We start from the raw sequence: 26,909 nt of genomic DNA on the forward strand, positions 1-26,909 counted from the left end.
TCACCCGCCGGGCCGCACTCCCCTTCCCCCCAAACATTGGTGGATGGCCGAAAGAGCCTGATCCGAAGGGGTACCGCATCTTCCGGGGCAGCGCCCCCATTTCGCGCGGACGAATCGGCACTCCATTGCGTTTATCTGTTGAGCGACGGCGATGCGACCAGCAAGAGGATACGGAATGCCGGGCGAAGGCCGGACGGCGGGGGTCAGCGGATCGGTGATGGTGGCGGCACTTGCGGCCCTGCTCGTCATGCCTGCCGCAGGCCCGGCCACGGCGGAACCGCTGCTGTCGGCACCGGAGGCCCAGGAGGCATACCAGCAGTCCGCCGCTCCCCTGCCCGCCCCCGCACCGTCGAAGCCGCAGACCGGCGCCTTCGACTGCTGGCGGCTCGATCCGGGCCGCCTGGAACAGGCGTCCGACCGCGGGCTGTGCGGCGACGCCTTCGCTCGCGCCCCCGAAACCGCAGCGCTGCCGGAAGCCCCTCCCCCGCCGCTGCTCACGCCCGCGCGCAAGCCGAAGGCGCCGGAGCGCCGCATCCGCAGCAGCGGCCGCAGCGTCGGCGGCCCGGAAAGCCACAGCCTGGCCAGTTCACGCGCCCGGACGTCGCGCGGCGGCGACGCCGATTTCTTCAGCAGTTTCCAGCGGGATTTCCGGTCGCTGACCAACCTGCTGGGTGGCGGCAGCCCGCCGTCGCGCCGCGGCGACGACAGCCCCGCCTCCCACACCTCGCACAACCACTGACAGGCGGTAAAGCCGGGACAGCCAGCTTTACCGCCCTTGGTCCTCGGCGTCTGCCCCGATATCCTCCGCCTCGACATCGATGGTGACGCCGGTGCGGCCCGACCGGCCATGATCGTCATGCTCCGGGTCGATGCCATGATCGCGGCGCAGCTCGTCGCGGATTTCCGCCATGCGGACGCGCAGCCGGGCATAGTCGGCCAGCAGCTGCCGGCGCCGGTCGTTCGGCGTCACGTCCTTCGGCGGGCGCAGCGAGCGCTTGAAGTCGATCAGTTGGCGGCGGGTCACATCGGGACGGATCAGCCCCTGCGCCTTAGCGCGCTCCAGCTCGTCCGGCGTCATGGTGACGATCTGGTAGGCGACGCTTTCCGCCCCCGGCAGCACGTCCAGCGACAGCCGGCCGGTGTCCACCGCCTCCGCCACCGCGCGGAAGCGGAAGGCGGTCTCGACCGAGAACGGCATGTCGCTTTCGATCATCGCCTCGAAGTCGCCATGCGGCAGGATTTCCTTGGCGCGGTTCAGATACCGGCCGATCGACAGGAACTCCTTGCGGCTGCGGTTCCAGTGATAGCGGATTTCCTGGGCGAATTCCTGCCGGGTGTGGCAGGGCACGATGGCGTCGCTGATATCCGACGCCCGGCGGTCCGCCTTCGACGGCGCCACGGCGGCCCCTGACCGCACAGGCGTAGACGCTACCTCTGGCTTGGCATCCGGCGGGGGAGCGGCCTTGCCCTGCTCCGCCACCTTCTTCATGAAGGACTTCACATTGGCCATAATCAGATCCCCCGGGTTCAGATCCCCAGCTCGTGCCGGATGAAGTACCAGGCGCCAAGGCATTCGTCGGCGCCGTTGACAGCACCCACATCGACGATGGAGCAGCCGACATCGTCGACCCGGTGCATGTCCTCGATGTCCGGCACCTCGTGCGGCACCAGCCGGCCGACCCGGCCCAGCTCCAGCTTCGCTTCGCGCAGGCTGACCGACCGGCGCTTGACCCGGTTCAGCAGGAAGGCGGCGGGGCGGCCATAGTCGCGCAGGAACTCCATCCAGGGGATGACGCTCATCTTGTCGAAGCGGCCGACCCCGGTCGGCACCAGCACAAGGTCGGCGCGACGCAGCAGGATCTTGGTCGCCTCCGGATACAGCTCCACCGACGGCGGCGTGTCGACGAAGACAACGTCGTAGCGGCCGGGATCGATTTGGGCCAGCGCCGCCTCGATGTCGTCCAGCGTTCCTTCGTAATGGTCGATGGACGCCACATCGTGCGGACGGCGCAGCTCGTGCCACTGGCCCAGCGTGCGCTGCGGATCGAAATCCAGCGTCGCCACCCGCATGCCGTCCTTGGCCGCGGCGACGGCGGTGTTCTTGCAGCTGGTGGTCTTGCCGGTCCCGCCCTTCGGCGCACTATACACCACCCAGCGCGCAGGCAGCGGCGCAGCCTTGTTTACCGTGCCGTCGGCGCCCTGGGCTGCCGGCCTGCCGGTTGATTTACCTGTGGATTTGCCCGCGGATTTCCTTGTGGCGACGGCGGTCGGATCGGCCATCTGTTCCCCCTGCATCGCGTGCCAGTCGTCTGATGGCCTTCTTCTTAGCGGATCGCCCCGCTCCCCGAAAGGGCAAAGGCGGCACCTGCGCCATGGAAATAGGCGGTTTCTGTACCGCCAAAGCCGTTACCGGTAACGCTTCGCCGCCATTTCCGTTACCGGTAACGCTTGTTCCTGCCCCGGCCCGACCGCCTCTGTTGCCGCCACGAAACAATCTGTCACCACTTTCGGGATTTCCGTACCGGCGCGCGGTCGCTAAAATGTTTCGCATTCCAGGGTTTTGAACAGCGTATTGCCTTCCCGCAAGAGTCGGCGGCGGCAATGGGGGTTGGGTCGGTGATGCGGGGATCGGGGCGGACGACGGTTGGCGAGCGGGCAGTTGACAAGACGGCGTTCCGACGGGACGGCACGCGGCGCCGGGCTGCCTTGCGCCACAGTACGGCGCTGGCCGGGGCGGCGCGCCTGGCGATCCTGACCGCATTCCTCGCCCTGCCCCTCCCCGCACTCGCCAACCCCGAAGGCGGCGTGGTCACCGACGGCGCCGCCACCATCCACACGACCGCCCCCGGCCGGCTCGACATCATCCAGTCGACGCCCAAGGCGGTGATCGACTGGCAGCGCTTCGGCATCCGCGACGGCGAGCACACCAATTTCCAGCAGCCCGATGCCGCCGCCATCACGCTGAACCGCGTCACCGGCTCCGACCCGTCGGCGATCATGGGGCGGCTGACCGCGAATGGGCAGGTCTGGCTGGTCAACCCCAACGGCATCCTGTTCGGTCCGAACGCCCGGGTCGATGTCGGCGGGCTGGTCGCCACCACACACGACATCCGCAACGCCGACTTCATGGCCGGCCGTTACAATTTCGAAGGCCGCGCCGGCTCCACCGCGACGGTGGAGAACGAGGGCACGATCACGGTGGCCCAGGCCGGGCTGGCGGCGCTGGTCGCCCCCGGCGTCGCCAACCGCGGCACCATCCAGGCGCGCATGGGCGAGGTGACGCTGGCCTCGGGCCGCCGCTTCGTCGTCGACCTCTTCGGCGACCAGAAGATCAACATCGCGGTGGACGCCCAATCCGATACGAAGACCGACGCCCGCCCCGTCGGCGCCGACGGCAAGCCGGTCGAGGCACTGGTCAGCAACAGCGGCAAAATCTTCGCCGACGGCGGCCGGGTGCAGATGACGGCGAGCGCCGCCAAGGGGCTGGTCGACCGCGTCGTCAACATGTCGGGCACCGTCCAGGCCCGCCGGGTGGAGCAGCAGGGCGGCGACATCGTCCTGCTCGGCGACGGCGGCGAGGTCGAGGTCTCCGGCAGCATCGACGCCAACGGCAGCGGCGCCGGTCAGAAGGGCGGCTCCGTCACCGTGTCGGGCAACCGCACGGCGCTGACCGCCACCGCCCGCATCACCGCCTCCGGTCCCGCCGGGGGCGGGGAGGTGCTGATCGGCGGCGACGTGCAGGGCGGCAGGGCATCGGCCGCCACGCTGGCCGGCTACGCCATCCGCCCGGCGCGCAAGCCGGTGCCGCCCTCCGCCGAGACCGTCGTGGCGCAGGGGGCAAGCATCGCCGCCGACGCCATCGACAGCGGCAAGGGCGGCAAGGTGGTGGTGTGGGCCGACGGCAGCACCCGCTTCGACGGCGCCGTGTCCGCCCGCGGCGGGGCGGCCGGCGGCAGCGGCGGCTTCGTCGAGACGTCGGGCAAGCTGTCGCTGCATGTGCGCGGCAGCGTCGATGCCGGGTCCGGAACAGGGCAGGGGACAGGCGTCGGCGGCTTCTGGCTGCTCGACCCGACCGACCTCACAGTGGCGGCGACCGGCGGCACCATCACCGCCGACACCATCCAGACCGCGCTAAACGGCGGCACCAGCGTCACGCTGCAAACCGAATCGACGGGGACCGATGCCGGCGACATCACCATCGATCAGGCGATCACGAAGTCGGCCGGCGGGGATGCGTCGCTGACGCTGAAGGCCCACCGCAACATCGTCGTCAACCAGAGCATCGTGTCCAGTGCCGGCGCCCTCACCCTCACCCTGAACGCCGCGACCGGCTCCGGCAACGGCATCGTGCGGACGGCGGCCACCTCCGGCACGTCGCCCATCGCCATCACCACCAACGGCGGCAATTTCATCGTCGGCGGCGGCTCCAACCCGGCGATGAAGCCCGCCACCGGCATATCCGGCGGCTATTCGCCCAGCTCCGACCGGGCCGGCGTGGAGTTCCACGACACCATCGTCTCGACCGGCGCCGGCTCCATCCTGATCAACGGCGCCGGCGGCGAAAACAACGGCAGCGGCAACCACGGCATCGTGCTGTACGACAGCCAGCTGACCACCGGGACCGGCTCGATCACGCTGAACGGGGAGGGCGGCAACGGCATCTATTACGGCGACAATGTCGGCGTGCTGCTGTCGTCCTCGGCACTCCAGACCGGGGGCGGCGCCGTTTCCATCACCGGCACCGAGGGGCATGGCGAGAGTTCCCAAGGCAACGATGCGATCCGCGTCACCGACGACTCCTCCATCACCGTGCAGGGCAACGGGGCCATCGACATCAGGGCGGGCGCCAACTCCAGCCGCGACATCCAGCTGAGCGGCGCCGTCATCCGCAACGGCAATGCCCCGATCACGCTGGAGTCGGGCGGCAGCCTGTTCCTGGATGACGACAGCAGCCTGACCTCCGACGGTGCCGTGACGCTCAGGGCGGCGTCCGGCATCTCCCTGATGGACAGCCACATCGTCGCCGCCGACCGGCCGGTCACGCTGAACAGCAACCGCAGCGGCAACGGCGGCGCCATCAGCCTGGGCAGCAGCAGCATCGCGACCGCAGGCGGCGACATCGTCCTGGGCGGCGGCAGCGATCCGGCGAGCATGGCGGCCAGCGCCGATTATGGCGACTGGGCCGGCGTGTCGATCGCCAACAGCTCGCTCTACACCGGCCACGGCTCCATCTCGATCCGCGGCGAGGGCGAGGGGTACAGCAGCGGCACCCACGGCGTGCTGATCAACGGCAGTTCGACCATCGGCGCCGCCACCGGCCGGATCGCCATCCACGGCAAGGCGACCTCCCGGTCCGACAGCCGGAACGCCGGGGTGCTGATCGAAAGCAACGACCAGGGCGGGCCGACCGTCACGGCCGGTTCCACCGCCGCCAACGCCATCCTGATCGACGGCGATGCCAGCGAAGCGGACTCCATCGAGTCCTGGGGTGTCATGCTCCAGGGCAGGGTGGGGCTGCTTTCGTCGGGCGGCGTCTCCATCGCCGGAAAGGGCGGCGCCTCGTCCGCCGATTTCGAGGTCGCCGGCATCGGGCTGGACGCCGAGAACAACGGCAACATCCAGATCGTGGCCGCCGCCGGAGAGGTGTCGCTGCAAGGCACCGCCGGGACCGCCGGCCCCCATGGGACCGCCTCCGCCCTGTACAGAAACGGCGCCGTGACGATCAGCAGCACGCCGGCTCCGCCGCCGCCGCCCCCACCTCCTCCTCCTCCTCCTCCTCCGCCGCCACCTCCCCCACCTCCCCCACCGCCGCCCCCGCCGTTAACGCCGCCGGTGACGGACCCGACGCCGACGACGCCGACCACTCCGGGCACCGACAGCGGAAGCGGTGGCGGAACCGATACGCCGTCCACCAGCACGCCGACCACCACCACCCCGTCGACGGGGACCGGGACGGACACGTCCGGGACCGGAACCACGGGCACGGGAACGACAGGCACCGGAACGACGGACACCGCGTCCCCGGAAACCGGAACGACCACCACGACGGGCGGCAGCCAGTCCGCCGCGTCCGCCTCCAGCTTCGTGCAGGCGGCGCTGCAAACGGTGGCCCAGATCGCCACGACCCCGGCAACGACCACCACCACCACCGCCACGACCGGCACCGGCGCGACCGCCGGAACCACGGCCACCGGAACCACGGCCGGCGCGACCACGCCGCAGACCCTGCTGGCGACGCTGGAGCAGGGCACGGCCAACCAAGGCACGGCCACCCAGACCGCGGCCACCCAGACCACAGCAGGGCAGGGCACCCAGTCGGCCGGCGGCAGTTCCGCCTCCAACAGCGCCCCGTCCAACGGCGCCCCGCCTTCGCCGCCGCCGCCGCCGGGCCCGGCGACGGTCGTGCTCGCCTCCGGCCGCTCGGTCTCCTTCACGGCGGACGCGACGGCGGCCTACTCCTCCGGCGCCACCCTGTCGCAGCCGGGGCCGCAGCTTCTGGCCTCCCCGCAGGTGCAGGCGGCGGCCGGCAGCCTCATCCAGGCGGCCGGCAACGGCGGCATGGTCCAGGCGGTGACGGCGCTGGCGAGCGGCGGCCTGTCGCTGGCCGAACAGCGCGCGGTGCTGGCCAGCGTGCCGGTGGCCACCCTGATCGGCGGGCTGACCGCCAGCAGCGACCCGGTGGCGTCGCGCGTCGGCGGCATTTTGCAGAACAGCGCGTCGGGCCAGCCCGGCGGCTACGCCCAGGTGCGTGCCGCGGCGGCGCAGGCCAGCCTGCCGCCCCAGGTCGCCCGCACCTACCTCGCCATGGTGCAGCGGGTCGAGCGCGAACAGCGCACCCAGGCCTTCTCCGGCGCGCTGCGCCAGCTGGTGGCGAACCCGGCGGCGGCGGACATGCTCGGCCGCCCGTCCGCCGCCTCGGCCCTGCCCAGCCTGCGGCAGGCGCAGGGTGGCCGCACCCGCGGCGGCACCATGACGCTGCGCGGCGTCGTCGCCGACAGCGCCAATCTGGCGGAGGCGCGGGTGAACGGCCGCTGGGTCTTCATCGACGAGCAGGGCCAGTTCCGCACCAGCATCCCGGTGGAGCCGGGGGCGAAGGAAGCCACCCTGACCATGACCGACGAGGCCGGCAAGACGACGGAGCAGCGCATCGCCATCGACAGCGCCACCGCCGCTCCCGACCCGGCCGCCCCGCCGAAGCCGCGCAAGATCGCCCTGATGATTGCCGTCGACAGCTACCGCGACGGCGCCATCCCGGCGCTTGCCACGCCCGACGCCGACATCAAGGCGGTGGGCAAGGCGCTGAACGACCAGCTCGGCTACGAGACGCGGGTGTTGCGCAACCCGACCAAGGCGCAGATCGGCGACGCCCTGCGCAAGCTCGGCCGCGAGGTCGGCGAGCAGGACCAGGTGATGGTCTATTACGCCGGCCACGGCTATGAGCTGGCGGAGACCGGCACCGGCTACTGGCTGCCGGCCGACGCGGAGACGACCAGCGCCCGCAACTGGGTGTCGAACAACGACATCGGCCGCTTCCTCAGCCGCATGCCGGCCAAGCATGTGATGGTGGTGTCGGACAGCTGCTATTCCGGCGCTTTCACCAAGGAGCAGAAGGTCGACGCCAGCCGCCTCGCCAGCGAGACGGAGATGCGGCAGCGCCGCTCGGTCATGGCCCTGTCGTCGGGCGGCGACGAGCCGGTCGCCGACGGCGAGGTGAACTCCCCCTTCGCGGTGGCGCTGAAGAAGCGGGTGCTCGGCCTGCCGAAGGACAGCAGCGGCTACGCCCTCTATCAGGAGGTCCGCCAGGACGTGACCAGCGAGGCGCCGCAGACCCCGCAATACGGCGTGATCCGCACCGCCGGCTACGACGAGGGCGGCGACTTCCTGCTGGACCTGCCCGACCGCCCGATGAACTGAGGGGGAAAGGCTCCCGCAGCGGCCACCCCCATTTTCCCCTGGCGCATAGTTTCAAAAGAAACTATATCAGCGGCAAATGGTCGCGCCCGGCGCCTGCCGCCGGCGCTCCTCGCAGAAGGGAGCAGCCCGCATGACGTCCTCCGCATTCACCTACCGGTCCGGCTTCGGCAACGAATTCGCGACCGAGGCGTTGCCCGGCGCCTTGCCCGTCGGCCGCAACTCGCCGCAGCGCCCGCCCTACGGCCTCTATGCCGAACAGATCAGCGGCACCGCCTTCACCGCCCCCCGCGCCCACAACCGGCGCTCCTGGCTCTACCGCATCCGCCCGGCGGTGGTGCACGAACCCTTCCGCCCGCTGGAGTCCGGCCGCCTGACCAGCCGCTTCGACGAGGTGCCGGCCCCGCCGACCCAGCTGCGCTGGAACCCGCCGCCGATGCCGGACGCACCGACCGACTTCATCGCCGGCCTCGTCACCATGGGCGGCAACGGCGGGCCGCAGGCGCAGACCGGCTGCGGCATCCATCTCTACACCGCCAACCGGTCGATGGAGGGCCGCTTCTTCTACGATGCCGACGGCGAGCTGCTGATCGTGCCGCAGCAGGGCCGCCTGCGCCTGTTCACCGAGCTTGGCGTGCTGGAGGTCGAGCCGCAGGAGATCGCGCTCATCCCCCGCGGCATCCGCTTCCGGGTCGAGCTGCCGGACGGCGAAGGCCGCGGCTATGTCTGCGAGAATTTCGGCACGCCCTTCCGCCTGCCGGACCTCGGCCCCATCGGCTCCAACGGCCTTGCCAACCCGCGCGACTTCCTGACGCCCGACGCCTGGTACGAGGATGTCGACGGCGACTTCGAGCTGGTGGCGAAGTTCGACGGCGCTCTGTGGACTGCCCGCATCGACCATTCGCCGCTGGACGTGGTGGCGTGGCACGGCAACCACGCGCCCTGCAAATACGACCTGCGCCGCTTCAACACCATCGGCTCGATCGGCTTCGACCATCCCGACCCGTCGATCTTCCTGGTGCTGCACTCGCCCAGCGACACCCCCGGCGTCGACAGCATCGACTTCGTCATCTTCCCGCCGCGCTGGCTGGTGCAGGAGGACACCTTCCGTCCGCCCTGGTTCCACCGCAACGTCGCCAGCGAGTTCATGGGGCTGATCCATGGCGTCTACGATGCGAAGGAGGAGGGCTTCCTGCCCGGCGGCGCCAGTTTGCACAACTGCATGAGCGGCCACGGCCCCGATGCCGAGACCTTCGCCAAAGCGACGGCCGCCGACACCAGCCGGCCGCAGCGGGTCGCCGACACCATGGCTTTCATGGTGGAGACCCGTGCGGTGATCCGTCCCACGCGCCACGCCCTGGAAACCGCGGAGTTGCAGCACGATTATTATCGCTGCTGGCAGGGGCTGGCGAAGCGCTTCGACCCCAACCGTCCCTGAAGGAAGCGTCCCGGACGCAGGGCAGGGCAGGGCGACAGGACGGCCGCCGGCTCCCGACCACGCGACAATTTGTCTCGACGGCGCGCGCGCGGACTTCCACACTGCACCCGTGCCATTCGGGCGCTTGGCAAGGGGAGAAGGGCCGATGGCGGCCGGTGTTGGCAATGGTGATGGTGGCAATGGCGGGGAAAGCCGGTCTCTGCTCGACCGGATGATCGACCGCATGACGGTGCAGCGCAACGCGCTGGCCTGGGCGGAGCGTGAGGTCGCCGGCCGCGACGGGCTGGTGCTGGAGGTGGGGCTGGGCAAGGGCCGCACCTTCGACCATCTGCGCCACCTGTTCCCGCCGCGCGACATCCTGGTCTTCGACATGTGGGTCCGCGTGCCGCCGGAGCTGACGCCCGACGAGGACCGCCTGTTCGTCGGCGATTTCAAGGAGACCATGCCGGCGGCGGCGGAGCGGTTCGGCCGCTGCGCCCGGCTGGCCCATGCCGATTTCGGCAGCACCGACCGCAACCATGACGCCGCGCAGGCGGCGTGGCTGGCGCCGCTGATCGATGCGCTGGTGCTGCCCGGCGGCGTCGTGCTGTCCGACCGGCCGCTGGACCGTCCCAACTGGACCCGGCTCGACCTGCCGCCCGACGAACGCTGGACCTACCATGCCTGGAGGGTGGAAAGCTGAGCGGAGCAGGGTGGATCGAAGCAGGGTGGATTGAAAAAGGGCGCATGGCAAAAGCGCCGTTGGAAAACGGACCGGGCCACGCCCATTTATTTCCCCTCATCCTCCGCTGCATGACAGGGGCGGCCGGCGACGGCTGCGACGCTGAAGGCCGCGACGCTGAAGGCCATTGATGAACCGCAACATTTTTCAGTTCATTTGGAAGCACAGCGGGCGGCAGCAGATCCTGCTCGCCCTGTTGACGGTCGCCTCCTTCCCGGTGCTCTACGCCTCGCTGGAACTGCCGAAGATCATCATCAACCGGGCCTTGTCGGACCCGCAGCCGGAACGCGAGATCCTCGGCGTCGCCATGGGGCCGGTGACCTACCTCCTGGTTCTCTGCTTCACCTTCCTGGCGCTGGTGCTCGCCAACGGCGCCTTCAAGATGCGGATCAACACCTTCAAGGGCGTGGTCGGCGAACGGCAGGTGCGGCGCCTGCGCTTCATCCTGCTCGACCGCATGCTGCGCTTCCCGCTGCCGCATTTCTCCAAGGTCAGCCAGGGGGAGCTGATCTCCACCGTCGCGTCGGAGACCGAGCCGCTGGCCGGCTTCATCGGCGACTCCTTCGCCCAGCCGCTCTACCAGGGCGGCACGATGCTCACCATCCTGCTGTTCCTGTTCATCCAGCAGCCGACCATCGGGCTGGTGTCGGTCGCCCTCATCCCGGTGCAGGCCTACATCATCCCGAAGCTTCAGCTGAAGGTGAAGCTGCTGGGCAAGGAGCGGGTGCGCAAGGTCCGCCAGCTGTCCGAACGCATCGGCGAAAGCGTCGAGAACATCCGCGAGGTCCGCGTCAACGGCACCGTCCGCTATGTCCTGGCCGAATTCTCACAGTACCTCGGCAGCATCTACTGGATCAGGCTTGAGATCTACAAGCGAAAGTATTTCGTCAAGTTCCTGAACAACTTTATCAATCAGATCACGCCCTTCTTCCTGTTCTCCATCGGCGGCTATCTGGTCCTGCAAGGCAACATGACCATCGGCGCCCTGGTGGCGGCACTCTCCGCCTTCAAGGATTTGACGGCGCCCTGGAAGGAGCTGCTCGACTATTACCAGAACATGATCGACGCCCAGATCAAGTACGAGCAGATCGCCGAGCAGTTCTCTCCCCCTTCCTGTTCGACTGGGCCACACCGACCCCCGCCACCCCGACCGACCTGAAGGCCCCGCTGCGGCTGGAGGCGGTGACCTGGGCCAACGAATACGGCGACCGCATGCTGCAGCGCCTGTCGCTGGAGGTGCCGCCGGGCGCGCTCATCGGTATCGCCGGCACCAACGCGCTGGCGCTGCGCCGTCTGGCCGAGGTGCTGGTGCGGCTGTCGCCGCCGACCTCCGGCCGGATCGCCATCGGCGACCGCAAGCTGGACGAGCTGCCGCTGGATCTGCTGGGCCGCCGCATGGCCTATGCCAGCCCGGAACCGCGCATGTTCACCGGCAGCATGATGCAGAACATCACCTACGGCCTGCGCCACCGCCCGCCGGCCGACGACCCGGACAGCATGACCCCGGCCCGCCGCCGCGAGATCGTCGAGGCCCAGGCGTCGGGCAACTCCACCGACAGCATGGACGGGATCTGGACCGACTTCGGCATGATCGGCGCCACCGACTGGACCAGCCTGCGCCCCTGGTTCATGCAATGCCTGGCCGCCACCGGCGGCGAGAGTGCCGTCTACCAGCGCGGCCTGCGCGAGGTGTTCGACCCCGACGACTACCCCTTCGTCGCCCAGCCGCTGCTGCGCGCCCGCCACTGGCTGCGCGACGCCATCGCCGAACGCGGGATGGACGCACTGCTGGCCCGCTTCGAGCGCGACCGCTTCAACCCCTATGCCAGCATCGCCGAGAACATGCTGGCCGGCCTGCCGGACGGCAAGCGGCTGACCGTCGCCCGCATGGTCTGCAACCCCACCGTCCGCGGCCTGATGGAGGAGCACGGGCTGTGGGACTCCGCCGTGCGCATCGGCCGGCGCTTCGCCTTGCGGGTGGTCGGCGTCTATCGCGACAGCGACGATGGCGACGTCATGATCATGCGCTACCCGCACATCGACGACGCCCTGTTCGAGGAGCTGGTGGAGGCGGTCACCCGTCTGAAGCGCCGGTCCGAACGGCCGCAACGCCGCCATCAGGAAGCCGACACGCTGCTGTTCGCCACCATGTTCCTGATGATCGTGCCCAAGCGCGACGGCATGGACTTCATCCCGCAGGCGGAGCGCGAGGCGATCATGGCGATCCGCGCCCGCGTGCTCGACGACATGCCGCACGAGCTGCGCGACAAGGTCGCCATCTTCCACCCCGACCTCTACCACCCGCGCCTGAACGTGATGGACAACCTCCTGTTCGGCCGCATCACCACCGAGGATCCGCGCGCCATCACCAAGCTCCGCGCCCTGGTGGACGAGGCGCTGGAACGGACCGACGCACGGGCCTTCGTGCTGATCCTGGTGGCGCTGGGCGAGGTCGGCATCGGCGGCTCGCTTCTGCCGATCAGCGTGCGCCAGCGCGTCCAGCTGATCCGCGGCCTGATGAAGAAGCCCGACATCTTCGTCATCTACCAGGCGCTGAACAGCTACGATCCCGAGGAACGGCTGCGCATCTTCCAGGCGATGAAGGAGCTGCTGCCGACCATGACGCTGATCGTGCTGGAGGAGCGGATTTCCGACAATCCCGCCTTCGACGCGCTCTACGACCTGGAGGACGGCCGGCTGGTCCGGCGCGGCCACATCGGCGCCGACCAGGACGAGGACACCGTGCCGGGAGAGGGGGAGGGAACCGACGAGCCGGCCCTGCGCCTGCTGTCGCGCTCGCCCGTCTTCTCCGACCTGCCGGAAACGGTGCTGCGCCGGCTGCTGGCGGCGTCGGAATGGCGCACGGTCGCGGCCGGCGACTTCATCTATCGCAGCGGCGAACAGTCGGAATTCGCCTTCGTCCTGGCGGAAGGGGAGGCGGAGCTGGTGCGGCTGATGCCGGACAACCAGCCGCCGCTGCACATCGCCTACATCAAGCCGCCCGAGGTGATCGGCGAGCTGGAGCTTCTGGCCGGCGTGCGCCGCTTCTCCACCATCCGCGCCCGCACCGACCTGCGGCTGCTGCGGCTGGACGGGCCGACCATGCTGCGCCTGCTGTCGTCGGTGCCGGACCTGCCGATGCGGGTGATCCAGCAGATCGGCAAGCGCCTGACCAGCGAAGCCCCCGCCGTCCCGCCTCCGGTCCCGGCCCCGGCCCCGGAGGCGGCCCCGGAGGCGGCCCCTGCGGATAGCCGATCCGAAACGGAAGTATGATGAAATGGACGCAGTAGGGCAGGCGCACCAAGCATCCCCTCTCCCCCGGGGAGAGGGTTAGGGTGAGGGGGATGCATGGCGTGGCTATCCCGGGAATCCTCGCTGTGCGCCCCCCTCACCCCGACCCTCTCCCCGCTTTCGGCGGACCAGAGGTCCGCCTGTCGCGTCAGCGCAAACTTCGTTTGCGCGAGAGCGGGGGGGAGAGGGGGATAACGGCGAATTGCGAACGGCTTTGTAAAACGGGAGGAGAGCGGCGCGATGCTGAAGGTTGAGGGCCTGACGATCCGCTTCCGCAACGCCCCCCATCCGGTGGTGGACGGCGTCGGCTTCTCCATCGGCGGCGGGCAGAGCGTGGCGCTGGTCGGCGAGTCCGGCTCGGGCAAGACGCTGACCTGCCGCAGCATCCTCGGCATCCTGCCGCGCGGGGCGACGGTCGCCGGCGGCTCGATCCTGTTCGGCCATGGTGCGGAGGCGGTCGACCTGCTGCGCCTGTCGGCATCGCGCCTGCGCGACATCCGCGGCAGCCGCATCTCGATGATCTTCCAGGAACCGATGAGCGCACTGTCGCCGCTGCACACCATCGGCGACCAGACGATGGAGGTGCTGCGGCTGCACGGCAACTGCAACCGCAGCAGCGCGCGGGAACGCTGCCTCGCCATGTTCGAGCGGGTGGGCTTCCCCGATCCGGTCCGCGCCTTCCGCTCCTATCCGTTCCAGCTGTCGGGCGGCCTGCGCCAGCGCGCGATGATCGCCATGGCGATGGTCGCCCGCCCGCAGCTGCTGATCGCCGACGAGCCGACCACCGCGCTGGACGTGACGCTCCAGGCCCAGGTGCTGGCCTTGATCAAGGAGTTGCAGGGCGAAACCGGCATGGCGGTGCTGCTGGTCACCCACGATCTGGGCGTCGTCGCCAACATGGCCGACGCCGTGGTGGTGATGCGCGCCGGCCGGGTGATGGAATCGGGATCTTGCGCCGACGTTCTCGGCCGGCCGCTGCACGGCTACACCCGCAAGCTGATGGCCGCCGCCCCCTCCATCCCGGAGACGGCCTGCGCGCAAGGGTCCGGCACCGTGCAAGACCCCATCCTGGAGTTCCACGGCGTCGCCAAGACCTACGAGCGCGGCAATGTCCGCATCCGCGCGCTGGACGGCGTCGACCTCTCGGTCGGCCGCGGCGAGACGCTGGCCATCGTCGGCGAGTCAGGATCAGGCAAGACGACGCTGGCGCGGCTGGCCATGCTGGCGGAGCGGCCGGATCCCGGTGGCCGCCTGCTGTTCCGGGCATCCGCCGGCGAACCGCCGCTCGATCTCCTTTCCGCCGCCGGGCCGGAGCTGACCGCCTACCGCCGCCGGGCCCAGATGGTGTTCCAGGACCCCTACGCCTCGCTCAGCCCCCGGATGAGCGTCGGCGAGATCATCGCCGAGCCGCTGGCGATCCACGGCGTCTGCGGCCGCGGCGAGGGCCGCGAGCGTGTACGGGCGCTGATGGCGCAGGTCGGGCTCGACCCCGCCTGGGCCAACCGCTATCCGCACGCCTTCTCCGGCGGCCAGCGCCAGCGCATCGGCATCGCCCGCGCGCTCGCGCTCGACCCCCAGCTGCTGATCTGCGACGAGCCGACCTCCGCACTCGACGTGTCGGTCCAGGCGCAGGTGCTCGACCTGCTGGAATCGATCAAGCAGCGCTTGGGCCTCAGCCTGATGTTCATCTCGCACGATCTGGCGGTGGTGGCGCGGCTGGCCGACCGCGTCGCGGTGATGCGCGCCGGCCGGGTGATGGAGGAGGCGCCGCCGGCCATCCTGTTCTCCGCCCCGCTGCACCCCTACACCCGCGCGCTGATCGCCGCCTCGCCGGAGCCGGACGTGAGCCGTCCCATCGACATCGCCACCGTGGCCTTGGGCGCCGGCCGCCCCGACCTGTGGCCCGAACCCTTCCGCCCCGCTGCCGACGGCGCGCCGCCCCCGCTGGTGGAAGCGGCCCCCGGCCATTTCGTGAGGCGGGCGGCATGAGGACCGGAGTGCTCCATAGCGACGACGCGCGTGACCTTCACCCTCTCCCCCCCGGGGAGAGGGAAGGGGCCCACCGCTCTGCGGTGGGAAGGGTGAGGGGGACGCGCGGCGGGATGCTCGCGCAAATCCTTCTCCTCCTCCTGACCCTCGCCACCCCCGCCGCCGCCTTCACGCCGCAGGATCCGCCGATGCTGCGCGACCAGGTGCGCTACGGCCTGATCCCGCCCGTCCGCCAGCGCATGCCGGACGAGCCGCTGATCGTCGATGTGGAGGGCAAGGGCCGCGACCTCGGCCTGTCCGGCGGCTGGATCCGGACCTTCATCACCCAGCGGCGCAACAGCCGCATCGCCGTGCTCTACGGCTATGCCCGGCTGGTCGGCTACACCGCCAAGCGGGAGATCGTGCCCGACATCCTGAAGGACGTTCAGGTCGTCGACGGCCGCGACTTCACCCTGACCCTGCGGGCCGGCCACCGCTGGTCGGACGGCGCCCCCTTCACCAGCGACGACATCCGCTACTGGTGGGAGGACATCGCCAACAACCCGATGCTGTCGCCCTCCGGCCCGCCGCGCTTCATGCTGGTGGACGGCAAGCCGCCGCAGGTCAGCTTCCCCGACGCCGTCACCGTCCGCTTCCATTGGGACGAGCCGAACCCCTATTTCCTGCCGACGCTGGCCGCCGCCCGGCCGCCCTTCATCTACCGGCCGGCCCATTACCTGAAGCGCTACCACGCCCGCTACACCAGCGAGGCGGAGCTGGCGCCGCTGCTCGCCAAGTACAAGGTCCGCAACTGGGCGGCGCTCCACAACGCGCTCGACGACATGTTCCGGATGGAGAACCCGGACCAGCCGACGCTCCAGCCCTGGATGGCGGTCTCCAAGGGCACCGGCAACCACCTGCTGTTCCAGCGCAACCCCTACTACCACCGCTTCGACCGGCGCGGCATGCAGCTTCCCTATGCCGACGGGCTGGACGTGTCGGTGATGGGCGGCGGGCTGATCCCGGCCCAGGTCGCCACCGGCAAAGCCGACCTCCAGGCCGAAGGGCTGACCTTCTCGCAGGTGCCGGTGCTGGTGTCGGGGGAGCGGGACGGCAACTACCGCACCCTGCTGTGGCCGGAGGGCAAGGCGGCGGAAATCGCCCTCTACCCCAACCTGAACTACAACGACCCGGTCTGGCGAACCCTGCTGCGCGACGTGCGCTTCCGCCGCGCCCTGTCGATGGCGATCGACCGCCGCATCGTCAACCGCTCGCTCTTCTTCGGGCTGGCCGAGGAGAGCGGAGTCGACGTGCTGCCGGGCAGCCCGCTGTTCAAGCCGGAACGCAAGGGGGTGTGGACCGGCTACGACCCGAAACAGGCCTCGGCCCTGCTGGACGAGATCGGGCTGACGCGCAGGCGCGGCGAGCTGTACCGCGAGCTGCCGGACGGCCGCCCGCTGGAGGTGATCGTCGAGACCTCGGGCGAGAAGCCGGAAATCTCCGACGCGATGCAGATCATCGCGGAGACCTGGCGCGACATCGGCGTGCGGCTGCTGATGCGCACGGTCGACCGCGACGTGCTGCGCAACCGGGTCTATGCCGGCCAGACGATGATGGCGGTGTGGGGCGGCTGGGACAACGGCATCCCCGACCCAGACAGCAGTCCGGAGGAGCTGGCGCCGATGACCCAGGAGAATTTCAGCTGGCCGAAATGGGGCCAGTATTACCAGACCTCCGGCAGCGCCGGCGAACCCATCGACATGCCGATCCCGCAGGAGCTGATGGACATCGCCCGGCGCTGGCGCCACACCACCGACGAGACCGAGCGCCGCGCCCTGTGGTCCGCCCTGCTCGACATCCACGCCGACCAGATCTACGCCATCGGCGTGGTATCGAAGACGCCGCAGCCCATCGCGGTATCGAACCGCCTGCGCAACATCCCCGACAAGGGGCTGTGGCTGTGGGATCCCGGCGCCTATCTCGGCGTCTACCGCCCCGACGAGTTCTATTTCACCGACGCCCGCCCGGCCGATCCCGAGCCGGTCGGCATCCACCGCGGGGAGGACTGACGGCCATGCTGCGCTTCATCCTGCACCGGCTGCTGGTGATGGTGCCGACGCTGTTCGTGGTGTCGATGCTGATCTTCATCGTCATCAACCTGCCGCCCGGCGATTACCTGTCCAACCAGATCGCCGAGCTGCGCGCCACCGGCCAGGAGGCCGGGCTGGCGAAGGCGGAGTTCCTGCGCCACGAATATGCGCTCGACCGCCCGCTGGCCGAACAGTACCTGATCTGGATCGGCGTCTGGCCGGGGCCGAACGGCTTCCACGGCCTGCTCCAGGGCGATCTCGGCTGGTCCTTCGAGTTCAACAAGCCGGTGGCGGCGGTGGTGGGCGAAACCCTGTGGTTCACCGTCATCCTCAACCTCGCCGCCGTGCTGTTCGTCTATCTGGTGTCCTTCCCGCTGGGGGCGCTGGCGGCGATCCGCGCCAACAGCTGGGTCGATTACCTCGCTGCCGCCGTCGGCTATATCGGGCTGGCAACGCCAAACTTCCTCTTGGCGCTGATCCTGCTCTATTACGGCCAGAAATGGCTGGGCCTGCCCATCGGCGGGCTGGTCGACGCGAAATACGAGGACCAGCCGCTCAGCTGGGCCAAGGCCGGCTCGGTGCTGGAACATTTGATCATCCCGACCATCGTCATCGGCCTGTCCGGCACCGCCGCCATGGTGCGCCGCCTGCGCGCCAATCTGCTGGACGAGCTGGGCAAGCCCTATGTCGTCACCGCCAAGGCCAAGGGCGTGCCGCCGCTGCGCCGGCTGACCCGCTATCCGCTGCGCATGGCGCTGAACCCCTTCGTCTCCGACATCGGCTCGCTGCTGCCGTCGCTGGTGTCGGGATCGGTGCTGATCTCCGTCGTGCTCAGCCTGCCGACCATCGGCCCGGCCCTGCTGGAGGCGCTGCGGGCGCAGGACATCTTCCTGTCCGGCTTCATCCTGATGTTCATCTCGCTCTTGGTGCTGGTCGGCATGCTGGTCTCCGACATAGCACTCGCCCTGCTCGACCCCCGCATCCGCCTCGGCAAGGCGAGGAAGGCCCAGTCATGAAAGAAGGGGGCATGAAAAAGGGGGACATGAAAGACGGGGGCATGACGGACTCGGGCGTGACTGGCGGCGGCACGGGCGGCAGTTGGGAGCATTACGTCGACAGCCGGCCCTATCCCGATCCGGCCGCGGCGGACGCGCCGGCCACCCGCTTCGACGCCAACGCCTCCACCGGCCGGCTGATGCTGCGCCGTTTCCTGCGCCACCGGCTGGCGGTGCTGGGGGCGCTGTTCCTGGGCCTGTCCTATCTCAGCCTGCCCTTCGTCGATTTCCTGGCGCCCTACAGCGCCAACGAGCGCGACGTGGAGCATCTCTACGCCCCGCCCCAGGGCGTCCACCTGTTCCACGAGGGGCAGTTCATCGGCCCCTTCGTCTATCCGACCACCGGGCGGCCCGACCTGAAGGACTATCGCTGGCGCTACGAGACCGACGCCAGCCGGCCGATGCCGCTGCAATTCCTCTGCCCCGGCGCGCCCTACCGCTTCCTCGGTCTTGTCGAATCGCGGCTCCGGCTGGTCTGCCCGCCGCCGGGGGCCTCTCTGCATCTGCTGGGCACCGACCGGCTCGGCCGCGACATGCTCTCGCGCCTCGCCATCGGGGCGCAGCTGTCGCTGACCGTCGGGCTGCTCGGCATCGCGGTGTCCTTCGCCATCGGCATCACGCTGGGCGGCATGGCCGGCTATTTCGGCGGCTGGATCGACGCCGGGGTGCAGCGCCTGTCGGAAATCCTGAAATCCCTGCCGGAGCTGCCGCTGTGGCTGGCACTGTCCGCCGCGGTGCCGGCGCAATGGTCTCCGGTGACGGTGTTCCTCTGCATCTCCGTCATCCTCGGCCTGCTCGACTGGCCGTCGCTGGCCCGCGCCGTGCGCTCGCGCTTCCTGGCCTTGCGCGAGGAGGATTTCGTCATGGCGGCGGAGCTGATGGGCGCCAGCCCGGCGCGCATCATCCGCCGCCACCTGCTGCCCAACTTCGCCAGCCACCTGCTGGCCAGCGCCACCCTGTCGATCCCGGCGATGATCCTCGGCGAAACGGCGCTGTCCTTCCTGGGGCTGGGGCTGCGCCCGCCGGCGACCAGTTGGGGGGTGATGCTGAACGACGCCCAGAACCTTATGGCCGTGGAAACCTATCCCTGGGTGTCATTGCCGATGCTGCCGGTGATTCTGGTAGTCTTGTCCTTCAACTTCTTCGGCGACGGCCTGCGCGACGCCCTGGATCCCTATCATGGCGACTGACCCGTCATCGCCGCTGGACGCCGGCTGGCGGCCTGTCCGGCGCTCATATATATCACAGCGCATAGAGGCGTTGCCCTTACCCGGTCGGAAGTCATATTGATGCGCGGCAAAATCCATGTGAGGGGTTCTCTCCAGGCTGGAGCCTTGCCGCCGGTGCCTGGACGACCCCGCAACCACCGGCGCCGAACCGGTTCCAAAGACAAGCACAGCGATCTGTTCCGCGACGGATTGTCGGTTCCGAAGCATTGCTGAAGCGGAGTGTCCGAGCATGCACCAGCCACAGCCGCCCCTTCGGCCCCTCCATCCCGACCGGACGCCGCCGCGCATCCTGCTCTACAGCCATGACACCTTCGGGCTCGGCCATCTGCGGCGGTCGCGGACGATTGCCCAGGCCCTGGTGTCGGCCTTTCCCGACGCCTCCGCGCTGATCCTCACCGGCTCGCCGGTCGCCGGCCGCTTCGACTTTCCGGAGCGGGTCGACCATGTGCGGCTGCCCGGCGTGGTGAAGCAGCCCGACGGCGGCTACACCGCCCGCAACCTCGGCCTGCCGATCGAGGAGACCACCGCGATCCGGGCGGAGATCATCCGCGCCACCGCCCGTGCATTCCGCCCGACGCTGGCCATCGTAGACAAGGAGCCGACCGGCCTGCACGGCGAATTCCTGCCGGCGCTGGACGAGATGCGGGCCAGCGGCAACACCCGCATCGTGCTGGGCCTGCGCGACGTGCTGGACGCGCCCGAGGCTCTCCAGCCGGAGTGGGAGCGCAAGGAGGCGGTCGCCGCCATCGAACGCTACTACGACCAGCTCTGGATCTACGGCCTGCCGGAGGTCTACCGCCCGCTCGACGGGCTCGATTTGCCGGCGGAGATCGCGGCGCGGCTGCGCTACACCGGCTATCTGAAGCGCGAGCCGACGGAGGGCGGCGGCGCCGTCCAGGCGGCGGACAGCCCGATGACCGGCCCCTATGTGCTGGTGACGCCGGGCGGCGGCGGCGACGGGGCGGCGCTGGTCGACTGGACCATCGCCGCCTACGAGAGCGATCCGGACCTCTCCCCGCGCGCCCTGATCGTCTACGGCCCCTTCCTGGAGGATGCACGCCGCCAGGAATTCGCCACCCGCATCCGCCAGCTGAAGGGCAGGGTGGAGACCATCAACTTCCATTCCCGCATGGAGGATCTCTATGCCGGCGCGGTCGGCGTGGTGGCGATGGGCGGCTACAACACCTTCTGCGAGATCCTGTCCTTCGACAAGCCGTCGGTGCTGGCCCCGCGCACCCGCCCCCGGCTGGAACAGCGCATCCGCGCCGAGGCGGCGGAGGCGCTGGGCCTGCTGCGCACGCTGGACAGCGACCGCGACGGCGCCGACCCGCGGGCGATGGCCGACGCCATCCGCGCCCTGCCGGGCCAGCCGCCACCCTCGGCCAGCCCGCTGCCCGGCCTGCTCGGCGGGCTGGAGCGCATCGTCGACCTGACGCGCGAGGTGCTGGCGGCCGACTCGGTGCTCCCCCGCGCCACCCCCGTCACCCCGATCCGCCGGGCGGCGGAACGGCTGTCCCGCGCCATGGCAGGCAAGCGCGCATGACCGACGCCGGAACGGGCGGCGGCATGTCGTCCGATGCCATGGGGACTGGCAAGCCGCTGAAGATCGCCGTGGTGGTGAAGGGCTATCCCCGCCTGTCGGAGACCTTCATCGCGCAGGAGCTTCTGGCCCTCCAGCAGCGCGGCATCGATCTGGCGATCTGGTCGCTGCGCCACCCGACCGACAGCCGCCGCCACGCCCTGCACGAGCGCATCACCGCCCCGGTCCATTACCTGCCGGAATATCTGCGCGACGAGCCGGCCCGCGTGCTGCGGGCACTCGGCCGCCTGATCCTGAGCCATCCGGCCGGCCTGCTGCGCACCGCGGCCGGATGGCTGCGCGACCTCGCGCGCGACCGCACCGCCAACCGCGGACGCCGCTTCGGGCAGGCGCTGGTGCTGGCGGCGGAGCTGCCGGCCGACGTGCCCTTTCTCTACACCCATTTCCTGCACACCCCGGCGTCGGTCGGGCGCTATGCCGCGTCGATCCGCGGCATCGGCTGGGGCTTTTCCGCCCATGCCAAGGACATCTGGACCACGCCGGAGTGGGAGAAGCGCGAGAAGCTGGCAGACGCCCGCTTCGGCGCCACCTGCACCGCCGTGGGTGCGGCCCATCTGCGCGCTCTCGCCGCCGACCCCGGCCGCATCGACCTCGTCTATCACGGCCTCGACCTCTCGCGCTTCCCCGCCCCGCCGGACCGCGGCGACGCCCCGGCCCGCGACGGCTCCACCCCCGACCGCGCGGTGGAGATCCTGTCGGTCGGCCGGCTGGTGGAGAAGAAGGGCTATGACCGGCTGCTCGACGCGCTGGCGACGCTGCCGGACGGGCTGCATTGGCGGCTGGTCCATATCGGCTCCGGCGACCTCAAGCAGGCCCTGCGCGCCCAGGCCGAGCGGCTCGGCCTGTCGGACCGCATCGAGTGGCGCGGCGCCCAGGATCAGGCGACGGTGATCCAGGCGCTCCGCCATGCCGACCTGTTCGTGCTGACCAGCGTGGTGGCCGGCGACGGCGACCGCGACGGCCTGCCGAATGTGCTGATGGAGGCGGCGAGCCAGCGCCTCGCCATCCTCTCCACCGCCGTGTCGGCCATCCCGGAATTCATCGCCGACGGCACCCACGGCCTGCTGACCGACGGCACCCCGCCAGCCATCGCCGCCGCACTGGAACGGCTCGCCGCCGACCCGGCGCTGCGGCTGCGGCTGGCCAACGCCGCCTATGGCCGGCTCTGCGCCGAGTTCGGCATGACCGCCGGCATCGACCGCCTCGTCCGCCGGCTGGAGGAGGCCGCGGCGTGACCGCCCCCCTCCCGCGCATCGCCTTCCCCCGGATCGCCTTCCCCCGGATCGCCTTCTATGCCCCGCTGAAGCCGGTCGACCACCCCATCCCCTCCGGCGACCGCCAGATGGCGCGGCTGATCCTGCGGGCGCTGGAAACCATCGGGCCGGTGGAGGTGGCGAGTAGCCTGCGCGTCTATGACGGCGCCGGCGACCCCGCCATTCAAGCCCGCCTGACCACCGCGGCCGCCGCCGAGTGCGACCGGCTGCTGTCGCTCTACGCCGCCAAGCCGGAACGGCGCCCGGCGCTGTGGCTCAGCTACCATGTCTATTACAAGGCCCCCGACCTGATCGGCCCGGCGGTCGCCCGCCGCCTCGGCATCCCCTATGTCGTGGTGGAGGCGACCCGCGCCCGCAAGCGCCTGACCGGCCCCTGGTCCGCCTTCGCCGCCGCCGCCGAGGCCGCCATCGAGGCCGCCGCCCTCGTCCTCTGCGTCAGCGCCCGCGACCGTCAGGCGGTGGAGGCCTACGGCCCGCCCGGCCAGCGGGTGGCGATGCTGCCCCCCTTCCTCGACCTGCCGCCTGCCCCGGAAGTCCGAGAGCCGACCGCGCCGCCCCGCCTGCTCACCGTCGCCATGATGCGGCCGGGCGACAAGCTGGCCTCCTACCGCCTGCTTGCCGAGGCTCTCCAGCTCCTGTCGGCCCAGCCCTGGACGCTCGACATCGTCGGCGACGGCCCGGCGGCGGCAGAGGTGGCGGCACTCTTCGCCCCCTTCGGCCCACGGGTGACGCTGCACGGCGCCTGCCCGCCGGACAGCCTCGCCAACCATTACCGCACCGCCGACCTGCTGGTCTGGCCCGGCCTGAACGAGGCGTTCGGCATGGTCTATCTGGAGGCTCAAGCGCACGGCGTGCCGGTGCTCGCCATCGACAATGCCGGCACCGGCACCGTCATCCGCGACGACGTCGGCGGCCGGCTGACCGGCCCGGCCCCGGAGGAGTTCGCCGCCGCGCTCGCCGCCCTGCTGGCCGATCCGCCGGCCCTGCGCGCGCTTGGCCGCAGCGCCCGCGCCCATGTCGAGGCCCACCACGCCCTGACCGCGGCAGCCGACCGCCTGCGCGGCCTGCTCAGCGGACTGATGTCATGATCCGCCTCGCTTTCCTGCGCCACGGCGTCACCGCCTGGAACCGCGAGGGCCGCATCCAGGGCCGCACCGACATTCCGCTGGCCCCGGACAGCCGCGAACAGCTCGCCGCCCTGACCCTTCCGCCGGACTGGTACTCCGCCACCCTGCACGCCAGCCCGCTCTCCCGCGCCGTGGAGACCGCCGCCCTTCTCGGCAAGGGCCGCCCCGTCCACAGCGACCCGCGCCTGATCGAAATGGACTGGGGCGCCTGGGAGGGCTTGCATGGCCGCGACCTGCGCGCCGACCCCGCCAGCGGCTACCGCGACCTCGACCAGTGGGGCTGGGACTTCCGTCCCCCCAACGGCGAAAGCCCCGCCGATGTGCGGGAGCGGTTGACGGGGTGGCTGGAAGATCTGCTCTCTCTCCCAACCCGGGACCAATCCCCTCTCCCCCCCGGGGAGAGGGTTAGGGTGAGGGGGACGCACGGCGAGGAATCTTTTCGGCTGCGCCGAACCCCCTCATCCCGACCTTCTCCCCAGGGGGGAGAAGAAGACACCTCCCTCCCACCTCGTCGTCACCCACATCGGCGTGATGCGCGTCGCGCTGGCGCTCGCCTGGGGCTGGGACTTTCGCGGCCCGCCGCCGGTGCCGGTCAAGCGCAACCGCCTCTACGCGATGACGCTGGCCGCCGACGGCACGCTCCGCCCGGCCGGTCCAAAAGAGGGGGAGCGCCTGTCATGAGGCTGCTGATCGCCGTCACCCATCTGCTCGGCACCGGCCATCTCAGCCGCGCGCTGGCCCTGGCCGAGGCATTCACCGCCCGCGGCTGGCGCGTCGATGTCGCCAGCGGCGGCCGTCCCGCCCCCCATCTCGAAACCGGCAACGCCACCCTGCACCAGCTGCCGCCGCTGGCGAGCGACGGCGCCGACTTCGCCACCCTGCTGGGCGCCGACGGCTCCCCCGCCGACGCCGGCCTGTTCGCCGCGCGGCAAGCGATGCTGACCGGCCTGCTCGACAGCCTCCGCCCCGATGTCCTCATCACCGAACTCTTCCCCTTCGGCCGCCGCGCGCTGGCCGCAGAGTTCGACGCCCTGCTGGAGCGCGCCCGCTCCCTGCCGCACCCGCCGCTGACGCTGGCCTCGGTCCGCGACATCCTGGCCCCGCCCTCCAAGCCCAAGCGGGTGGCCGAGACCGAAGCCCGCCTGCTGCGACTCTATGACGGCGTGCTGGTCCATTCCGACCCCGCTTTGATCCCGCTGGAGGACAGCTGGCCGCTGACGCGAGCGATGATGCCGCTGCTGCGCTACACCGGCTTCGTCGTGCCGCCGCCGCCCGTCCCCGACGACGGCACGGACGGCACCGCCGAGATCCTGGTCACCGCCGGCGGCGGCCCGGTCGGCCGCCCGGTCTTCGAGGCCGCCGCCCAATGCGCCGCCTCCGGCGCCCTGCCGCAGCGCTGGCGCCTCCTGGTGGCGAAGGGCGACGCGGCGCTGGCCGACCGGCTGCGCGCCCTGGCCCCGCCCGACCGCCTGCTGGTGGAGCCGGTGCGCCCCGACTTCCGCGCTCTGCTGGGCCGGGCGTCGGCCAGCGTCGGCCGCTGCGGCTACAACACGGCGCTCGACTGCCTGACGGCCGGCGTGCCCAGCGTCTTCTGCCCCTTCGAGGACGGCAAGGAGGTCGAACAGACCATCCGCGCCGCCATCCTGGCCCGCCAGCCCGGCATCGCCACCCTGCGCGAGGCCGATCTGACGCCCGACAGCCTCGCCCGAGCGTTGCAGTCGGTGCTGGGCGCCCGCATCCCGCCGCTCAGCCCCGCCGCCCTGGCCGGTGCGGCGCGCAGCGTCGAGATCGTCGAAGCCCTGTTGGCGGAGAAGACACCATGACGAACTGGACCGCCGTAACCGAAGAACTCGCCCGCTGGACCGATCTGGACCGCCGCTGCCCGCTCTGGCTGCGCGACGACGACGCGGTCGCCGCCAGCCGGCAGCTCGACGAATTGCTCACCCGCTGCGCCAATGCCGGCATCCCCCTCGGCCTTGCCGTCATCCCGGCCGATGCCGAGCCGTCGCTCGCCGAAGCCTTGGCCGACCATGCCCACGTCACCCCGCTGGTCCATGGCTGGTCCCACACCGACCACGCCGCCCCCGGCCGGAAGAAGTGCGAGTTCGGCCCCGAACGCCCACCCGAGACCCGGCAGGCCGAGGCCGAACGCGGCCTGTCCACCCTGCGCGGCCTGTTCGGCGACCGCGTCCTGCCGCTGTTCGTCCCGCCCTGGAACCGCATGGCCCCCGACATGCCGGCCTGCCTGTCGGCCTCCGGCTACCGCGCCGTCTCCGCCTTCGGCCCGTCCCCGGCGCCCCATGACGGCATCGCCTGGATCAACACCCACCTCGACCTGATCGACTGGCGCGGCAGCCGCTCCGCCGTGCCGCTGGACGGGCTGCTCGACCTGCTGTGCCGCGAACTGCGCGACCGCCGCGAGGGCCGGCGCAATCCCGCCGAGCCCATCGGCCTGCTGACCCACCACCGCGTCCACGACGCGGCGATCTGGGATCTTCTGGACCGCCTGCTGGACCGGCTGGCCGGGCATCCCGCGATGGAATGGCCGGCCATCGCCAGCTTGGGCATCGGCAGCTTGGGGCGCCCCCGCCCCGAAAACGAATTCAACCGATGAGTTCCGCCTTGGTTTTGGACACGCCGACACTCGATACAGACCGCTTCACCTTGCGAAAACTGGTCCGGGAGGACACCGCAGCCCTCTTCCCGACCTTTTCCGACGAGGCGCAGTGCCGCTTCATGTCGCAGCCCCATTTCACGACAATGGACAACCTGGCCGACTGGCTGACGGATCCGACATGGCCCGGCCGGAGCTGGGCGGCAATCGACAAATCCGACGGGTCCCTGGCCGGCCGCTACGTCGCCTATCCGGGACGGGACCAAGGGGTCCTCGAACTCGGCTACATCACGGCGGCGCACCGTCAAGGACAGGGCGTCGCCGCCGAATGCGTCGCAGCACTCGTCGACCATCTGTTCCGGAACGAGGGATATCGCAAGCTGTTCGCCGAGATCGATGCGGAGAACGCGGCATCCGTCGCGCTGATCGAGAGGCTGGGTTTCCGGCGCGAAGGCTGCCTGCGCGAGCATGAGACGACCCACAAGGGCGTGTGCGACATGCTCGTCTACGGCCTCCTCCGTCGCGAATGGCTCTCCGGCAGGACCGCCTGACCGAAAAAAAGCCGGCCCGCGTCAGTGACGACGCGGGCCG

The 26,909-nt window shown here is 70.5% G+C and carries 18 protein-coding genes; 16 read left to right on the top strand and 2 right to left on the bottom strand.

The features are described 5' to 3' along the window. The first annotated feature begins 175 nt into the window (after positions 1-175). The gene (locus tag ACWPN3_RS07415; protein WP_492243801.1) at positions 176-739 is read left to right on the top strand and encodes a hypothetical protein; all 564 of its coding nucleotides are present in this window, start codon (positions 176-178) and stop codon (positions 737-739) included. 27 nt (positions 740-766) lie between these two features. Here the strand turns inward: ACWPN3_RS07415 and ACWPN3_RS07420 are convergent, their stop codons facing one another. Together ACWPN3_RS07420 and ACWPN3_RS07425 are read right to left on the bottom strand one after the other, a co-directional pair. Next, positions 767-1,510, bottom strand: a complete 744-nt coding sequence (locus tag ACWPN3_RS07420; protein WP_492243800.1) for a DUF3102 domain-containing protein — start codon at positions 1,508-1,510, stop codon at positions 767-769. 17 nt (positions 1,511-1,527) lie between these two features. Next, a complete protein-coding gene (locus ACWPN3_RS07425) occupies positions 1,528-2,280 on the bottom strand; it encodes a ParA family protein (protein ID WP_492261204.1) in 753 nt (250 codons plus the stop codon). Between the two features lie 426 nt (positions 2,281-2,706). Here ACWPN3_RS07425 and ACWPN3_RS07430 point away from each other — a divergent pair, with 426 nt between their 5' ends. The 15 genes from ACWPN3_RS07430 to ACWPN3_RS07500 all read left to right on the top strand — a co-directional run bounded on the left by ACWPN3_RS07430 (position 2,707) and on the right by ACWPN3_RS07500 (position 26,869). Further along, complete coding sequence (locus ACWPN3_RS07430) at positions 2,707-7,914, top strand: two-partner secretion domain-containing protein (protein ID WP_492243799.1); 5,208 nt, start codon at positions 2,707-2,709, stop codon at positions 7,912-7,914. Between the two features lie 130 nt (positions 7,915-8,044). Further along, positions 8,045-9,349: a homogentisate 1,2-dioxygenase gene (gene hmgA, locus ACWPN3_RS07435; RefSeq protein WP_492243798.1), complete on the top strand. Its 1,305-nt coding sequence runs from the start codon at positions 8,045-8,047 to the stop codon at positions 9,347-9,349. Positions 9,350-9,494: 145 nt separating this feature from the next. Continuing rightward, positions 9,495-10,031, top strand: coding sequence for a class I SAM-dependent methyltransferase (locus ACWPN3_RS07440; protein WP_492243797.1), 537 nt, complete (start codon positions 9,495-9,497; stop codon positions 10,029-10,031). A gap of 169 nt (positions 10,032-10,200) precedes the next feature. Then, on the top strand, positions 10,201-11,229 hold the full coding sequence (locus ACWPN3_RS07445; protein ID WP_492243796.1) for an ABC transporter transmembrane domain-containing protein: 1,029 nt from the start codon (positions 10,201-10,203) through the stop codon (positions 11,227-11,229). A 23-nt stretch (positions 11,230-11,252) separates the two neighbouring features. Beyond that, positions 11,253-13,343, top strand: coding sequence for a cyclic nucleotide-binding domain-containing protein (locus ACWPN3_RS07450; RefSeq protein WP_492243795.1), 2,091 nt, complete (start codon positions 11,253-11,255; stop codon positions 13,341-13,343). Between the two features lie 258 nt (positions 13,344-13,601). Further along, positions 13,602-15,350, top strand: a complete 1,749-nt coding sequence (locus ACWPN3_RS07455) for an ABC transporter ATP-binding protein (RefSeq protein WP_492243794.1) — start codon at positions 13,602-13,604, stop codon at positions 15,348-15,350. A gap of 113 nt (positions 15,351-15,463) precedes the next feature. Beyond that, complete coding sequence (locus tag ACWPN3_RS07460; protein ID WP_492243793.1) at positions 15,464-17,398, top strand: ABC transporter substrate-binding protein; 1,935 nt, start codon at positions 15,464-15,466, stop codon at positions 17,396-17,398. A 5-nt stretch (positions 17,399-17,403) separates the two neighbouring features. Then, a complete protein-coding gene (locus ACWPN3_RS07465) occupies positions 17,404-18,435 on the top strand; it encodes an ABC transporter permease (RefSeq protein ID WP_109449332.1) in 1,032 nt (343 codons plus the stop codon). A gap of 41 nt (positions 18,436-18,476) precedes the next feature. Then, positions 18,477-19,664, top strand: a complete 1,188-nt coding sequence (locus ACWPN3_RS07470) for an ABC transporter permease (protein WP_492243792.1) — start codon at positions 18,477-18,479, stop codon at positions 19,662-19,664. Between the two features lie 268 nt (positions 19,665-19,932). Beyond that, a complete protein-coding gene (locus ACWPN3_RS07475) occupies positions 19,933-21,246 on the top strand; it encodes a glycosyltransferase family protein (RefSeq protein WP_492243791.1) in 1,314 nt (437 codons plus the stop codon). Then, complete coding sequence (locus ACWPN3_RS07480; protein WP_492243790.1) at positions 21,243-22,538, top strand: glycosyltransferase family 4 protein; 1,296 nt, start codon at positions 21,243-21,245, stop codon at positions 22,536-22,538. Before ACWPN3_RS07475 ends, ACWPN3_RS07480 begins: the two co-directional genes overlap by 4 nt. Then, positions 22,535-23,665 carry a glycosyltransferase family 4 protein gene (locus tag ACWPN3_RS07485; RefSeq protein ID WP_492243789.1) on the top strand — a complete coding sequence of 377 codons (1,131 nt, stop codon included), beginning with the start codon at positions 22,535-22,537 and terminating at the stop codon, positions 23,663-23,665. Before ACWPN3_RS07480 ends, ACWPN3_RS07485 begins: the two co-directional genes overlap by 4 nt. After that, a complete protein-coding gene (locus ACWPN3_RS07490) occupies positions 23,662-25,527 on the top strand; it encodes a histidine phosphatase family protein (protein ID WP_492261205.1) in 1,866 nt (621 codons plus the stop codon). Before ACWPN3_RS07485 ends, ACWPN3_RS07490 begins: the two co-directional genes overlap by 4 nt. Further along, positions 25,524-26,318, top strand: coding sequence for a polysaccharide deacetylase family protein (locus tag ACWPN3_RS07495; RefSeq protein ID WP_492243785.1), 795 nt, complete (start codon positions 25,524-25,526; stop codon positions 26,316-26,318). The genes ACWPN3_RS07490 and ACWPN3_RS07495 overlap by 4 nt, the downstream gene beginning before the upstream one ends. Next, the gene (locus ACWPN3_RS07500) at positions 26,315-26,869 is read left to right on the top strand and encodes a GNAT family N-acetyltransferase (protein WP_492243784.1); all 555 of its coding nucleotides are present in this window, start codon (positions 26,315-26,317) and stop codon (positions 26,867-26,869) included. Before ACWPN3_RS07495 ends, ACWPN3_RS07500 begins: the two co-directional genes overlap by 4 nt. The last annotated feature ends 40 nt before the right edge of the window (positions 26,870-26,909 follow it).

The organism is Azospirillum sp. UENF 111221, from assembly GCF_058780625.1.

What these genes read in the sequence shown, in the direction of transcription:
- ACWPN3_RS07415 (WP_492243801.1), top strand. Translation starts at nt 176, where the DNA reads ATGCCGGGCGAAGGCCGGACGGCGGGGGTCAGCGGATCGGTGATGGTG.
- ACWPN3_RS07420 (WP_492243800.1), bottom strand. Translation starts at nt 1,510, where the DNA reads ATGGCCAATGTGAAGTCCTTCATGAAGAAGGTGGCGGAGCAGGGCAAG.
- ACWPN3_RS07425 (WP_492261204.1), bottom strand. Translation starts at nt 2,280, where the DNA reads ATGGCCGATCCGACCGCCGTCGCCACAAGGAAATCCGCGGGCAAATCC.
- hmgA (WP_492243798.1), top strand. Translation starts at nt 8,045, where the DNA reads ATGACGTCCTCCGCATTCACCTACCGGTCCGGCTTCGGCAACGAATTC.
- ACWPN3_RS07440 (WP_492243797.1), top strand. Translation starts at nt 9,495, where the DNA reads ATGGCGGCCGGTGTTGGCAATGGTGATGGTGGCAATGGCGGGGAAAGC.
- ACWPN3_RS07445 (WP_492243796.1), top strand. Translation starts at nt 10,201, where the DNA reads ATGAACCGCAACATTTTTCAGTTCATTTGGAAGCACAGCGGGCGGCAG.
- ACWPN3_RS07455 (WP_492243794.1), top strand. Translation starts at nt 13,602, where the DNA reads ATGCTGAAGGTTGAGGGCCTGACGATCCGCTTCCGCAACGCCCCCCAT.
- ACWPN3_RS07460 (WP_492243793.1), top strand. Translation starts at nt 15,464, where the DNA reads ATGCTCGCGCAAATCCTTCTCCTCCTCCTGACCCTCGCCACCCCCGCC.
- ACWPN3_RS07465 (WP_109449332.1), top strand. Translation starts at nt 17,404, where the DNA reads ATGCTGCGCTTCATCCTGCACCGGCTGCTGGTGATGGTGCCGACGCTG.
- ACWPN3_RS07470 (WP_492243792.1), top strand. Translation starts at nt 18,477, where the DNA reads ATGACGGACTCGGGCGTGACTGGCGGCGGCACGGGCGGCAGTTGGGAG.
- ACWPN3_RS07475 (WP_492243791.1), top strand. Translation starts at nt 19,933, where the DNA reads ATGCACCAGCCACAGCCGCCCCTTCGGCCCCTCCATCCCGACCGGACG.
- ACWPN3_RS07480 (WP_492243790.1), top strand. Translation starts at nt 21,243, where the DNA reads ATGACCGACGCCGGAACGGGCGGCGGCATGTCGTCCGATGCCATGGGG.
- ACWPN3_RS07490 (WP_492261205.1), top strand. Translation starts at nt 23,662, where the DNA reads ATGATCCGCCTCGCTTTCCTGCGCCACGGCGTCACCGCCTGGAACCGC.
- ACWPN3_RS07495 (WP_492243785.1), top strand. Translation starts at nt 25,524, where the DNA reads ATGACGAACTGGACCGCCGTAACCGAAGAACTCGCCCGCTGGACCGAT.
- ACWPN3_RS07500 (WP_492243784.1), top strand. Translation starts at nt 26,315, where the DNA reads ATGAGTTCCGCCTTGGTTTTGGACACGCCGACACTCGATACAGACCGC.